Origin of the sequence: Exiguobacterium sp. LL15, assembly GCF_024436095.1 — a bacterium.
GTDB lineage: Bacteria > Bacillota > Bacilli > Exiguobacteriales > Exiguobacteriaceae > Exiguobacterium_A > Exiguobacterium_A indicum.
Window position 1 is genome coordinate 134,469 of sequence record NZ_JANFNX010000003.1, and the last position, 14,331, is coordinate 148,799.

13 protein-coding genes are annotated in these 14,331 nt (G+C 44.9%); 6 read left to right on the plus strand and 7 right to left on the minus strand.

Features of this window, described 5'->3' with window-relative positions:
- Nucleotides 1-61: 61 nt before the first annotated feature.
- The 3 genes from NOM72_RS13740 to NOM72_RS13750 form a co-directional block, all read right to left on the minus strand.
- Nucleotides 62-928: an SH3 domain-containing protein gene (locus tag NOM72_RS13740; RefSeq protein WP_035395562.1), complete on the minus strand. Its 867-nt coding sequence runs from the start codon at nucleotides 926-928 to the stop codon at nucleotides 62-64.
- Between the two features lie 68 nt (nucleotides 929-996).
- Nucleotides 997-1,980, minus strand: coding sequence for a YhdH/YhfP family quinone oxidoreductase (locus tag NOM72_RS13745; protein ID WP_058265656.1), 984 nt, complete (start codon nucleotides 1,978-1,980; stop codon nucleotides 997-999).
- A 128-nt stretch (nucleotides 1,981-2,108) separates the two neighbouring features.
- The gene (locus NOM72_RS13750; protein WP_255999342.1) at nucleotides 2,109-2,876 is read right to left on the minus strand and encodes a hypothetical protein; all 768 of its coding nucleotides are present in this window, start codon (nucleotides 2,874-2,876) and stop codon (nucleotides 2,109-2,111) included.
- 141 nt (nucleotides 2,877-3,017) lie between these two features.
- On the opposite strand from NOM72_RS13750, the gene NOM72_RS13755 reads away from it, so the two are divergent.
- Nucleotides 3,018-4,655 (plus strand): glycoside hydrolase family 55 protein, encoded by a 1,638-nt coding sequence (locus NOM72_RS13755; protein WP_255999343.1) that lies wholly within the window; start codon nucleotides 3,018-3,020, stop codon nucleotides 4,653-4,655.
- 40 nt (nucleotides 4,656-4,695) lie between these two features.
- On the opposite strand, the gene NOM72_RS13760 is transcribed toward NOM72_RS13755, so the two are convergent.
- From NOM72_RS13760 to NOM72_RS13770, 3 genes are all read right to left on the minus strand, one after another.
- Entirely contained in the window at nucleotides 4,696-5,517 is an 822-nt protein-coding gene (locus NOM72_RS13760) for a DUF1028 domain-containing protein (RefSeq protein WP_035395554.1), read from the minus strand.
- 99 nt (nucleotides 5,518-5,616) lie between these two features.
- Complete coding sequence (locus NOM72_RS13765; protein WP_255999344.1) at nucleotides 5,617-7,020, minus strand: YfcC family protein; 1,404 nt, start codon at nucleotides 7,018-7,020, stop codon at nucleotides 5,617-5,619.
- A 219-nt stretch (nucleotides 7,021-7,239) separates the two neighbouring features.
- The gene (locus NOM72_RS13770) at nucleotides 7,240-7,521 is read right to left on the minus strand and encodes a putative quinol monooxygenase (RefSeq protein WP_023469763.1); all 282 of its coding nucleotides are present in this window, start codon (nucleotides 7,519-7,521) and stop codon (nucleotides 7,240-7,242) included.
- Between the two features lie 156 nt (nucleotides 7,522-7,677).
- Here NOM72_RS13770 and NOM72_RS13775 point away from each other — a divergent pair, with 156 nt between their 5' ends.
- The 5 genes from NOM72_RS13775 (at nucleotide 7,678) to NOM72_RS13795 (ending at nucleotide 13,910) form a co-directional block, all read left to right on the plus strand.
- Complete coding sequence (locus NOM72_RS13775) at nucleotides 7,678-8,163, plus strand: cupin domain-containing protein (RefSeq protein ID WP_023469764.1); 486 nt, start codon at nucleotides 7,678-7,680, stop codon at nucleotides 8,161-8,163.
- 86 nt (nucleotides 8,164-8,249) lie between these two features.
- Nucleotides 8,250-9,140, plus strand: a complete 891-nt coding sequence (locus tag NOM72_RS13780) for an aldo/keto reductase (RefSeq protein WP_055969656.1) — start codon at nucleotides 8,250-8,252, stop codon at nucleotides 9,138-9,140.
- 13 nt (nucleotides 9,141-9,153) lie between these two features.
- On the plus strand, nucleotides 9,154-10,086 hold the full coding sequence (locus tag NOM72_RS13785) for an aldo/keto reductase (protein ID WP_055969659.1): 933 nt from the start codon (nucleotides 9,154-9,156) through the stop codon (nucleotides 10,084-10,086).
- 83 nt (nucleotides 10,087-10,169) lie between these two features.
- On the plus strand, nucleotides 10,170-10,619 hold the full coding sequence (locus NOM72_RS13790) for an OsmC family protein (protein ID WP_023469767.1): 450 nt from the start codon (nucleotides 10,170-10,172) through the stop codon (nucleotides 10,617-10,619).
- A gap of 126 nt (nucleotides 10,620-10,745) precedes the next feature.
- Nucleotides 10,746-13,910 (plus strand): DEAD/DEAH box helicase, encoded by a 3,165-nt coding sequence (locus NOM72_RS13795; protein WP_255999346.1) that lies wholly within the window; start codon nucleotides 10,746-10,748, stop codon nucleotides 13,908-13,910.
- Here the strand turns inward: NOM72_RS13795 and mutT are convergent.
- Entirely contained in the window at nucleotides 13,885-14,289 is a 405-nt protein-coding gene (gene mutT, locus NOM72_RS13800) for an 8-oxo-dGTP diphosphatase MutT (protein WP_023469769.1), read from the minus strand. The genes NOM72_RS13795 and mutT overlap by 26 nt on opposite strands.
- Nucleotides 14,290-14,331 lie beyond the last annotated feature (42 nt).

A 14,331-nucleotide genomic window follows, 5' to 3' on the forward strand; every position in this document is an offset into this window, starting at 1 on the left:
GGACTCGGGAGGTTTTTTGCGCAAAAAAGACGGATTCGCTTGAAGCGAATCCGCCGTTCATTCATTCTTGTCCAGGATCACGCGCAAGACGTAGACGCATCTTGCCGTTGTCCGGGAACACTTTTAGTTGTAAGGATTCTCCCTCGTACCATGTACCATAGCTCGTATCGACGACGGGTTCACCCAGTGTCGATAATCCACCAGTCGACGCATTCGTCCAGTCGATTGCTTCAATGATTCCGTCCGAGACAACGAGCAGATATCCAGCATTCGAGAAGTAGTACGTATTGACGGCATCCTTTTGTGTATTACCGACGGCACCGTACTTCTTTTCGAATTCAGCGATCGGTTTTCCGAGATACTGCTCCGGCTTGTCGATCGGTTGGTTGGCGACTGCTTGTGAGAGCGCCGCAAGAACGGCTTTGTCTGATGTCCCTTTTGGTGCTTCTAAACGAACTTCACTTTCCGGTAAGTACCCTTCGATACTGTCATTGAGTTTGAGATGAACCATGCCGTCCTTCGCATCTAACACCTCATAGACATCACCTAAATCTGCTTTGTAGATGACACTACTACGACTCGCATCGCTATAGACATTCGCGAACGGACGTGTCACCCAAGCCGCTTGCGCATACTCTGCTGCTTTTTTCTTTGATTTTTTCTTTTCTTTTTTCGCTTCTTTTTTATCTTTCGACGCTGCTGTTTCTTTCTTCGACTCATCGTTTTTCGTTGCTTGATCGGTCGTTTTCGGCTTCTCGAGCGTCGATGTTGCTTGAGAGGCGTCGTTGTTCGTCAACATATATAACCAACCACCGACGATGAATACCGTCGCGAGAATACCACCAAAGGCAATCCCTCGACGATTTCGTTTTTGTTTCCGTCTTTCTCGACGCGACTGTCGTTCTTGTTCTTGTTGGTGTTCACTCATGTATGGTTCCTCCTGAAAAAGTCGACACAGTTTTTCCCCACTATACCACCAATGTTTACTCGAAATATTTAAATTTCGATGACAGTTCGACCACGATGACGTGAAGTCAGCAAGGCTTCTGCGACTTCAGGTAAGTCGTTTAGTGTTTTGACGTCGACTTCTGACGCAAGATCGACCTGCCAGTCACTCGCTAAACGTTGCCATAGCTCTTCGCGATAGGTAATTGGTGTTTGCACCGCATCGATTCCGATCAAGCGGACGCCACGTAGGATGAAAGGATAAACTGTCAACGTCATTTCTGCCCCACCGACGTTCCCACACGTCGTGACGACACCACCATATTGTACGAAGCGAATGACGGACGCGAGCAATGGTCCCCCTACCGTATCAATGACACCGGCATAAAGCCCTTTTTTTAGAGGACGATCGGTTTCTTCTAGGAACGTAGCACGATCTAGTACCTCAGCCACTCCCTTTTCAAGCAACCGTTCTTGTTCTACTCGTTTTCCGGTCACGGCATGTACCGTGTACCCTAAGCGAATCAGTAAAGCAATCGCAATCGTACCAACGCCACCCGTCGCTCCCGTCACGAGGATCGGTCCTGCATCCTTCGAGACGATTCGCGATAATTCATCAACCGATTGCGCTGCCGTCAATCCAGCCGTTCCATATTGCATCGCTTCTAATGGATGAATGGATTCTGGAAGTCGCGTCACCCAATCGGCTGGTACACGTATGTATTCTTGAAATCCGCCCGAAGTGTTCATCCCGAAATCAAAGCCATTGACGACGACGGCTTGACCGGTTTGAAATCGTTCATCTGTCGTTTGTTCGATGTATCCTGCTGCATCAACGCCCGGTGTATGCGGATAGGATTTCGTCACCCCACGATTACCCGACATCGATAAAGCATCCTTATAGTTGACGCATGAGTGCGTGACACGAATCAGGACGTCTCCTTCTGGTAAATCATCGACGTTCTTTGTCTCGATGTTCCCCTCATACGATCCGTCGACTTCTCGGACGACGAATGCTGAAAAAGTGTGTTCCATGATCTCTCTCCTTTCGCTTGTGCTTCTCTATACCCTGTTGTTTCCATCGACACACTAAAAATCCCTGCCGTTTTTCAAAGAAGCGACAGGGATTGAGGATCATATACAACAGCAAGTCTCGAGCGTTTTCAATCAAACTGATGCATAAATGCTCCGAATTCTCCCTGAATCGTTTGCTTGTCCCTCTCCGATAACTTAGTAGCTTTTTCTGTGTATCGTTCTAAGAGATAGGCTTTTATTAAGAGATGAGAAGGTTGAAATCCGATACGCAGGAACCATTCCTGAAACGTCTCTGTATCATGCCGCTGTAAACGGACCGGTAGGATCTGATTGAACTGGATGAGCTGTTTGCGAATCCAGGCATCTGGTAGATCGATTTGTTCCTCTGTCAAAATAAAGTCATTATGGGGAGGCTGTACTTGGAGGTCAGTTTTTATCAGTTCTTCATTGTGCTTCTTGGTCTTTCGACGTTTCCGCCAAACGATATAGCTTATGATGAATAGAGGGAGAACAAGCAAGCTCACCAGTAACATCGATGAGGGCGCTCCCCCTTTTCCATTCATACCTCTCTTAGCATTTTTAACCCCTACAACGACCACCTTACTCTTTTTTGGTTTAAGATCTTTCTGCTTTTTCGGCTTTTCCTTCGTGTCCCAAACACGCAAATCTTCATCATTTTTTATCTTCTTTTTCGGCAACCACGAAAGAAAAGGAATGTTTAACAATTTTCCATTTTTATTGCAGTTCGGTTTACATGATCTATTCATTTCGATTCCAGACGTCTGAACCGCTTTTGGCTTCATTGCTTGAAAAGCCGCTTCTGTCAGTGGCTTACCGATTCCTAAGATTAGCAAAATCAGTCCGATACCAATTACGAGTCGTTTTCGAAGTGACATCAGAAGACCCCCTCTTTTAAATACCATTATAATCCATATTAAAAATTTTTGTGTATTTTTATGGATGTCTTGAAACGAGGAATGATTGTGTAAGGAGAGGGGAAAAGGTAGACAGACCTATTCAGAGAGGGGAACCATTTCATGTTAAAACTCGATCACACGCATGATCCGTATCAAAATGCGGCGTTGATTCAGGAATACGTTGAAACGTCAACCAACGAACAAGCAGTTCGACAAGCGGAGCAACTGCTACACGATAGTGCATTCATTGCACCACGACGCAATCCTAACCTCAGTCGAACGCTTCGTTCGATGATTTCACCATTATTTTTGACGAACCGTGATAAACATATTCTACCGCTGACACCCGCTTTCGTAACACCAAGCGATGAGGTTCGACCGAGTTGGTTCGGTCGTCTCAATCATGAGTTCGAACGTTTGATCAGCGATGTCGAAACCGTCGATGTTACTGCTTTTGGCGCAGTCGGTGATGGACAGACGGATGATACACAAGCGTTCATCGACGCGCTTGGTGATGGACATCGACAAGTCCATGTCCCGGCCGGTACGTACGTCGTTCAGGGGATTCGCTTACCTAGTTACACGATCTTAACGGGGGCAGGCAAAGGGAAGACAATCTTAAAGATGCACGATAAGGCACCAAAAGGCCGTCGTCTCGTGACGAATCAAAATTATCTTCTCGGCAATCATCATCTTCTTGTCGAGAAAATGACGCTCGATTGGAACATCAAACGCATCGGTGACGCGAAAAAAAGTAGCACATGGGGCAACCACTCCAGTTGTCTCACATACGCGCATGTCACCTATGGCTGGGTCTTTGATGTCGAGGCCGTCAACCCGGGACTTCACTGTTTCGATATCTCGACGCCCTATTACAATTACAACGGGGACGGCGCCCGCGCGAACTTAAGTAGTTCATTCATCTGGTTCGACGGATTGACCGGTTCCGGATTCGGCGATGACGGAATCACGACGCACCATAGTGACCATCTCTTCATCTCGAACTGCTTCATGCATGACCCAAGTGGACGTGCCCATGCAGAAGGCTTCTCCAATTCAAATGGAATCGAGATCGATGACGGATCACGCGACGTCTGGTTGTTCAACAACGCAACAAGTCGGTGTTTCGGTGGACTCGAAATCAAGGCACATGCGACCTCTTCTGCTGCCTCAACCGTCAAAATCGTCGGTCACCTATCGATTGATGATCATCGTGCCTTTAACTTCCGACATATCGGACACCATCAAGCAAGTGATCCGACGTCTCAGACGGCTTACAATATCATCGCAACGCGCTTGATCGCTCAAACTCCTCAGTATACGGAGTTATATGCGAATTCAAAACCGCGCGCACTCGTCGTTTCCGCTTACCGTAACGTCGTCATACATGATTTTACGGTGCTCGGTGATCCGTATTATGACTATCAAGAACAACCGATGATCGGAATTCAATATAAGGCACGAAACGTCACGCTCAGTCAGTTGAAGATGAGCGGATTCCGTCAAGCGAAAACGGATATTCAAATCTTTGGTGGAGAAAACGGGGCTGAGGATATACGCCTTCGTGATATTCGGATCGAGGATTCCGCTAAACACGGAATTACGATCGGTCCAGACATCACGCATGTCAAGCTGACGAACGTGGCATTAAAAGGAGACGGAACAGTTGGCTTAAACGCTAAATCGGAACCGGAAATGGAACGATTCATCGCGACCGGATTCAAAGTACCGATTCGCGCCCAGTCGACACAAGTATGAACAAAATGACAGGATGGACCGCGGTCCATCCTGTCATTTTTCATTGGGATCGAATATACGCGAGAACACGTGTATCAATCGCACGATCCGCTTGTTCGCGCATCTCGAAGTTTTCCGTATGCAGATATGTCCGGAACGCGTCTTCGAAATCACCCCGGTAGCCGAGCGCTAATAATTTATCCATCAACTCTGACTCTAAGACATCATCAATCGGCTTGATTTCTTCCGGCTTACTCGGTTGCAGATACAGTGTATGCAGTTGATAGATGCGTTCGAGTTCTTCAATCGGACTCGGATGATCGTCAACGCGTAAATCAATATAGCGGTCGTTGAATCCACCGTATCCGCCACCCTCCTTGACGACGAGCAGTGCCGCTGATTGCATTCCGCGTGAGTCCCCGCCTGCTGCTTGACCAGCTGCTAACGCACGCAACAAACGTTCTGCAAGCGGACCTTGCGTCGATTCAAAGACGCGTGCCATTTCTTTCACCGTATTGCCGTCTACAAGAATATTCCCTTGCGCTGCAAAGTGTTTACCGGCAATACCGCCTGCCCAGTCGTTACATCCCTCACCCGTGAATGTCGCACTCTTGCCATTCGCATCGATAATCCCGACCTGGCGATCCGCTCGTCCTTCATCTGCTTCCGTCAATCGACGTAGCACTTCGTCCGCTGAAGCGCCTTGTTCGATCATCCGCAATCCTTCAGGACCATACGTCGTGTTTGCAAACGACTGTGTCGCTACCGCACCCACTCCTGCCTTCGCAAACGGAACAGCACTCCCGACCGCTAAAAACTTCGACTGAACGGCAACGCCCCACGCTTGTTCTTTTTCACAATACCCAACGATTGAATATGTCACTTCAGTTCCCCCTTTAGTCATTACCTATTCCGTTCGTGATAACGCTTCCCGATTCCTGCAACTGAAAAACCTTCCGGACACATGTCCGGAAGGTCGACTTCATTGAATACCAAGTGTCACAGCGAGTAATAAGGCAGCACATGCCAAGGCAATCCAGATCGCGAAGAGTTTCCAGACGAAGCGTAACCATTGCTCATACGGAATGCCTGCAATTGCGAGAAATGCCATCAAATGCGCGCTCGTCGGGAAAATCATGTTCGTCAGTCCATCTCCATATTGGAATGCTAAGACAGCCACTTGACGCTCGATCCCCAATAAATCGGACAATGGTGCCATGATGGGCATCGTCGTTGCCGCTTGTCCACTCCCGGATGGAATGAAGAAATTCGTAATCAATTGCACGGCGTACATCCCGATGACAGCAAAGAACGTCGGTAAATGTCCTACGGCATTCGATAAGCCGTAAATGACCGTATCGATAACACGTCCTTCTTCGAGAATGACGACGATTGCTCGAGCAAACCCAACAATCAAAGCGCCGAACGTCACGGCTTTTGCACCGTCAATCAAACTCTCGAACGTTCCGTTTACACCAAGCGTAACGATTCCCGCAATCATCCCGATGATCAAGAAGGATGCGGTTAATTCCGTCAAATACCATCCCCATTCAAAGATTCCGATCACATTGAGCGTAATTCCACCGATTAAAACCAGTAAGACGAAAGCATGACGTTTCGAAAAGCGTGAAATCGTCGTCGCTGCTTCTTCCGAGCGACGTTGTTCAAGATCATAAACCAGACTGCGCGCCGGATCATGTTTGACTTTCCGTGCGTAGTTCATGACATAAAGAATCGTCACTGCTAAAAATACGATATACACAGCCGTTCGGTACCCGAGACCACTAAAGAGCGTTACTTCCGCAATTGATTGAGCGACACCTACCGTAAACGGATTCAACATCCCACCGGCAAAACCAACCGCCGCCCCTAGACTGACGATCGCGGCTCCTGTCATCGCATCATATCCAAGGGCACGCGCTAACATGATCCCAATCGGCACGAAGATGATCGTTTCCTCTGCCATCCCGATCGTCGCCCCGGCAATCGAAAAGACGAACATCGTCATCGGAATCATGATGTGCCCTTTTTGACCGAATCGGCGAATCAATTGATTGATTCCTGCTTCAATGGCGCCGGTTTGACGAATGATGCCGAAGACACCACCGACAAGAAAGATATAGAAGATGATCGCAGCACCCGCTTCCATGCCTTGCGGGATTGCTTCAAATAAACCAAAGAGATTGACAGGTGCAGACTCTACCGCGCGATATGTGCCATCGATGACGACGGTTTGTCCGTCTTGTTTTTCACGGTCGAATTGCCCTGCTGGAAGTGTATACGTCAAGATGACTGAGATGACGAGAATCGCCATGATGATGGCATATGTATGAGGCATCTTGAAGAATGATCGCTTCGACTCTGGTGCATTCGTTCGTTCATTCATGATAAAAGCCTCCTTTTTTGTGTCATTATAAGAATAATGCCCTAATCAGGGAAAAACTAACAGTTTCAATGAAATGTCATACGATTGTAAAAGAAAAGTGGAATACTTCTAACTTAAATAGAGGCTTTAATCGATCATATCGCATGAAACAAAAAAGGAAGATATGCTAGGTCACGAACCTAGAATACCTTCCTTATGTGTTACGTCAATCTCTTATGATTATGCTTGGAACGATTGAACGTCTAACGGTTTAGCAAGAGCCGTTTGTGCAAACGCAACGAATTGTCCGAAATGAGCACTCGTGTTGTGTGCTTCGATTGCAGCTTGGTCTTCCCATTTTTCAATCATCATGAAGACATTTTCGTCTTCTGTGCTTTGGAATAAGTCATAGCTGATGTTTCCTGCTTCAGCACGTGATCCTGCAACTAGTGTTTTAGTTGCTGCTAAAAACTCTTCTCGTTTTGCGGGTTGTACTTCTAATTTTGCTTCGATGGCGATCATCGGAAAGCCTCCTCTGTAATTTCGTTAACTTAAGCATCTTAGCACCTCCGAATTCGTTACGCCATAAAGATGCTCGGACGATTGATGATATTTAATTACGGGTAATTACAGATGTAATTATTACTTTGTGCCACACCAGAGAAAGGAGCAACGAAGATGCGCGTTGAGGTATTTTATTTTGAGGATGACGGGCACATTCCGAACAACCCGACATTCCCCGTGTTGATTTATCGGCACGCATTTGCAGAGCCATCACACATCGAACAGACCTTCCATGCACATGACTGGCGTAACAGCTGGGTGGATGGGATTTTTGACTTTCATCATTATCATAGTATCGCTCATGAAGTGATCGGGATTCTTGAAGGGCATGCAACCGTTCAGCTGGGTGGTCCGCTCGGTAAGACCTTCACTTTGACGAGCGGAGATATTCTTTTACTTCCTGCAGGTACGGGACATAAAGCACTTGATACAAGTCGACACTTTCGAGTGATCGGTGCCTATCCGGATGGTCAAGACTACGATACGCTGACAGGTCAAACAAGTGAACGCCCGGAAAATCTTCAACGTATTCGTCAGGTGATGCGCCCAACTCAAGATCCTGTATTCGGTGATCACGGTCCTTTGTTTGAGCATTGGTGACGTCTCCTTCTATTGAAGAAGACGTTTTTGTTCGGAGTTCGCGTGGTAAACCCTACTATTGTCTCTCTACTAAAGGAGGAAGAACGATGAACGCAACAGAAAAGACGTTGATACTTGCTGCATTAAAGCAAAAAACGGTGACGTTTCCCGATCAGACGCATGTTCGGGCACTCGGACAAGGCACATGGCGAATGGGAGAAGAGTCGGAAAAGCACGAAGCAGAAATCGAAGCACTCCGTGTAGGTCTCGATAGTGGAATGGAGCTCATCGATACGGCAGAGATGTACGGGGAAGGTGCTTCTGAAGAATTGATTCGCGACGCGATTGCAGATCGACGAGAGGAAGTCTTTCTTGTCTCGAAAGTGTATCCGCATCATGCTGGCGGAGAAGCATTAAAGCAGGCTTGTTCCAACACACTTGAACGCCTCGGCACCGATTACCTTGATTTGTACCTCCTTCACTGGCGTGGTGATATTCCACTCAAAGAAACGGTCGAAGGGCTGGAAGCTTTAAAACAAGAAGGCAAGATTCGCCGTTGGGGTGTATCGAATTTTGACGTATCAGACATGAAAGAACTGTTGGCACTGCCAGGTGGTGATCAATGCGCTGTCAATCAGGTACTCTATCACCTTGGATCACGGGGAATCGAGTATGAACTATTACCTTTACTACGTGAGCATGGAATTCCAGTGATGGCGTATTGCCCACTAGCAGAAGGTGGTTCATTACGTGATCAACTTCTGAATCATCCGACCGTCGAGGAACTCGCTGAGACACATGGTGTTGAACCGGCACAGATTCTACTCGCATGGGCGATGCGTGAAGGCGACGTCATCGCGATTCCTAAAGCCGGACAAGCACATCATGTCGAAGCCAACGGTCGCGCCGCGCTCCTGAATTTAACAAAGGAAGAGCTCGCTGCACTTGATCAAGCGTTCCCAGCACCAACAAAAAAAGAACCACTCGATATCGTTTAAGGAGGTCATTTTCATGACAAAACATGTTCAACTTGGTCAATCTAACCTATTCGTTCACCCCATCGGTCTCGGTACGAATGCTGTCGGTGGACACAACTTGTATCCGAATCTCGATGAGCAAACCGGACGCGATCTCGTTCGTGTCGCTTTGAAGCAAGGCATCAATTTCCTCGACACAGCCTTCATCTACGGACCAGAACGTTCGGAGGAACTCGTCGGTGAGGTCTGGAACGACACAGTCGCTCGAGAAGATGTCGTTCTCGCGACGAAAGGTGCGCATCAGTTCGTTGACGGAAACGTCGTCATGAACAATTCACCAGACTTTCTCCGTCAATCGGTCGAAGAGAGTTTAAAACGTCTTCAGACAGACTATATCGATTTGTATTACATCCATTTTCCGGATGAATCGACACCAAAGGATGAAGCCGTCGCAGCACTCGCAGAACTGAAGAAAGAAGGAAAGATTCGTGCAATCGGTGTCTCGAACTTCTCACTCGAACAACTGAAGGAAGCGAACAAAGACGGACATGTCGACGTCTATCAAGGGGAATACAACCTATTCAAACGAGATGCGGAAAAAGAGTTACTCCCGTATATCGTTGAGAACGGCATGTCGTTCGTCCCGTACTTCCCACTCGCTGCTGGATTATTGGCAGGGAAATATACGAAAGAGACGACGTTTGATGATTTACGAAAAAACGATCCTTTGTTCCAAAAAGATGTCTTCGAGGAAAACCTCGCAAAAGTCGATCAACTACGTCCGATCGCAGAAGCACATGATGCGGAAGTCGCACACATCGTACTCGCGTGGTATTTGGCACAAGACGGCATCGATGCCATCATCCCTGGTGCGAAACGACCGGATCAGGTGACGGATACGTTGCGTACGTTAGATGTTCAGTTGTCACAAGAGGATATCGAAAAAATCGACCAGATTTTTAGCTGATTGTTCTCTTCGTATGTACATGAGCAGAATAGGCGAAAAATCATGCTGAACTTCGTATGATGGAGGCATGGAGGCGATTGATCATGAAACACCATTTTCATTTAACCGCAGACTGGCCGGGCAATCGCAATGATGTCGGTCAAATCGAGACGGGTGAACTAAAAACAAAAATCTCAATTCCGGACGCCATGGATGGTCCAGGGGTTGGTACGAATCCAGATGAGATGTTACTTGGGGCTGCTGCTACGTGCTATATCATCACGCTTGCCGCGATGCTTGAGCGTAGTCACATTCCAAAAGTCTCGTTAACGATGGAATCTGAAGGCATCGTCGATGTCACGAACGGTGTCTTCACATACGACGCGATCATTCATCGTCCGAAACTCTTATTGCCATCCGATCTGTCGGATCGTGATCTGGAGAAGGCGCAACGTCTTGCTGAAAAAGCGGAAAGTTCGTGTATGATTACGCGGGCACTGGCTGGTAATGTTAAAGTATCGCTTGAGGCTGTTGTGGAGCGAGTCTCAAATTAACAAACTAAAATCATCGTTTAACTTTTTAGTTAAATGATGATTTTTTACTTTATTTAGCTATTTATTGGTATATTATTGATGATTTACTTATTATAAATACCATTTAATATCATTCGGAGGATAACCATGTCTTATTATGAAACACTACGTTCTTCAACTGAAGCTAACTCACAATCCGATACAACAAGTGTCTCTGTACCAGCACATGACTACACAACAGAATTACTTACGCACCTTAATCAAGTACTATATCAATCTTTAGACCATTTACAAAAACAAGATAAACCTGATCAAATGGTTGAAACGGTCAATGAATGGCTCCTGCATTTAAATCAACCTCCGATCGACTCGCCGCTTCATCGTGAACTCACTACTAGCACAACTCATGCTTTACCTACACAATATAAAAATTCTTTGCGTGCTTGGGAACTCATTGCTCCTGGCCAACTTGAACAAGAACAGTTATTGCATCACATCAATCAAGAATTATGGACAGCATCTGCTGCTGATTGGATGGTGAGTTTTACACGACATTCTGGAATTCAGACGCTTGTCCCAGCCTTAAAAGAAGCAGAAGCTCAAAACAAACCAATTCGTATTTTGACTTCATTCTATATGAATATTACAGAAGCGAAGGCTATCCGACAGTTGATGGAATTCAGCAATATCGAAGTAAAAATTTATGAACCGATTAAAAAAAATCATGCGTTTCATCCGAAAGCCTATTTATTTTCTCGTCCTGATCAGTTGGATAGTGCTATTGTTGGATCTTCTAATTTATCAAAATCAGCTTTAACGAACGGCATGGAATGGAATATTCGTATACCTTCTACACCCGTCACAACATTAGTCACTCAAGCGAAAAACTTATTTGAACAGCTTTGGAACAGCCACGAAGCGACTATATGTACAGAAGAATTATTAGTTCAATACGAACAGTACCAACAAGAAACACCACCTATAAGATCATTTTCTATCCGCGATACAGTTGCCGAACCCGCTGTCGATTACACCGTTATTGAACCAAACCTCATGCAGATTCCAGCTTTAGAAGAACTGAATCGTTTGCGCGAGCGAAAAGAAACAAAAGCAATGGTCATTGCGGCAACAGGAACAGGGAAAACGTATTTAGCAGCATTTGATGTCCGTCAAGCTCACGCTAAAAAAGTATTATTTGTTGCACATCGTGGAAAGCTACTATCACAAGCTGAGCATACATTTAGGCAAGTTTTTTCAAATGAAAGTTATACATTTGGTAGATATTCAGGATCACAACAAATTCAAGATGCACAATTTACCTTCGCTACCGTTCAAACACTCTCAAAAGAGGTTCATCTTAATCAATTTTTAAAGGATACGTTTGACTACATCATCATTGATGAATTCCATCATGCTTCATCTGCTTCTTACCAAAACATTCTTAACTATTTTAAGCCCCAATTTTTGCTTGGCGTAACGGCAACACCAGAACGAATGGATGGTCAAAATATCTTTCAGCTTGTTGACTATAATGTTGCTTACGAAGTACGTCTGTATGATGCCTTAGCACAAGATTTACTTTCACCATTCCATTATTTTGGGATTCAAGATGATGAATCGATTGATTATTCTCTTATTCCTCAACAAAACGGATTTTATGTAGAACAAGATCTTGTTGTTGCACTCGAACGATCAACACGAACAGATTATATTGTTGAAATGATTCGTAAATTTGGGTTCAGTGGTAATCAGGCTGTTGGACTAGGATTCTGCGTCAATATTAATCATGCAGAGTTTATGGAGCAGGAATTTAAACGACATCAGATTGAAGCAATGGCTGTTACAAGTAAACAGTCCGAAGATGAACGCGAAGAGGCCATTCGCCGACTAGAGGACGATCAAGATCCACTGCAATATATTTTTACAGTTGACTTGTTTAACGAAGGCGTCGATATTCCAAAAGTCAATCTAATGCTATTTTTACGTCCAACGGAGTCTCCTACAATTTTTATTCAACAATTGGGGAGAGGCTTACGTAAACATAGCTCAAAAGAATTTGTTACGATTTTAGATTTTATCGGAAATAGTCAAAAGGCTTTTGTTGCACCGCTTGTGTTGTCTGGTCAACAATCGTTTCATTCTATTGATCGTTATAAAATTGCTACTGCTGTAAAACAGCATTTTCCGATTTTACCGGAAGGTTCTTTAGCCATTCTAGATTCAATTACAGAAAGATTTATTATTGAACAAATGAAAAAAATAGAGTTTTCAGCTAGCAAACAGCTCCGTGAAAGTTATCAAAGGCTGACACGCATGATCGGAAATCCTCCGAGTTTAAATGATTTAGTTACACATAAAGAGGCGCCAGCTGTTGAAAGTATTGTTCAGCAATGGAGAAGTACATTACGTCTTAAACAACTTGAAAAACATGCTACCGATGAAGAACTACGTTTATTGCTCGATGACACTACACGCAAAATTGTTGAACAGCTCGAAGGACTATTTCCAATTCGTGAGCCCTTCAGCTTACTAATTTTAAAACATTTACTGCATCACCCCTCTGCTTCAGTACAAGATATTGAACAAGAAGTTTTCAAAGAATTCGCCTTATCACCGAATCACTCTTTTTCAAAGCGACCAATTATTCATCATCTTTTTAAACGCTGGTCTACTGCGTTTAAAAATGATCGTATTCAATTGCTAGATGCTGTATCAGAAGAACGCTATCGCTTTTCAAATACAGTCGTTCAAGCACTTCAACAATTAACTGAATTACGTTCATATATGATGCATTTTATCCAAGCAGGTCTACTTGCATTTCACCAACTACCAGATCGAATTAATTGGTTGATCGAAGATCAGGCGTTTCTATTACATCAAACATACAATCGTTCTGTTATCCAACGTCTCCTATGTTCACCAAGTCAGGAAGGTTCTTGGCGTGAAGGCGTAGCTCAAGCTGGTGACGACTACATTTTATTCGTGAATTTACACAAAGATGAAGCCATTGATGAGCAACTAAAATATAACGATTATTTCTTAGATCAATATCGTTTCCACTGGCAGTCTCAAAGCAATGCAACCGCTACAGGTAAAGCGGGTACTTTATATCAAAACCATGAGAGCGAAGGAATTCGTATTCATTTGTTCATGCGCAAAGCAGATAAAGAACAAGGAAGAGCGCTACCGTTCACATACTTTGGCCAGTTAAAGCATCTTCAAAGTACAGGTTCTAAACCGATTAGTGTGACTTGGTCACTTCATTCTCCACTATCAATTGAACTGTTTAAGGAGTGGCAAACTCTTTCTTAATGTACTCAACTGCAGGAATATCAGCAGGAGCCCATTCAAGCTGATCAAGGTCTGAAACAGATACCCAGCGAAGCTCTGCATGTTCTACGGCAATCGGTTCTCCTGTTACGATTTCAGCTTCAAACGTATGCAGTGTAACAATAATAGCATCGTACTCGTACGTCGTTTTTTCGATTGGTTGTTTGACCTTAATGTTACATTTTAATTCTTCATTGATCTCGCGAACTAAAGACTGTGAAGGCGTTTCATGTAGCTCAATTTTCCCCCCAGGAAACTCCCATAAGTTGGGTAATGACATTTGGCTACTACGAAGTGCACACAATATTTCATTATGATCATTGCGAATGACAGCCCCTACGACTTGAATATGTTTTTTCATTTTTATGTTTCACTCCAAATCACTGTAGATTTTTCAGTTCTT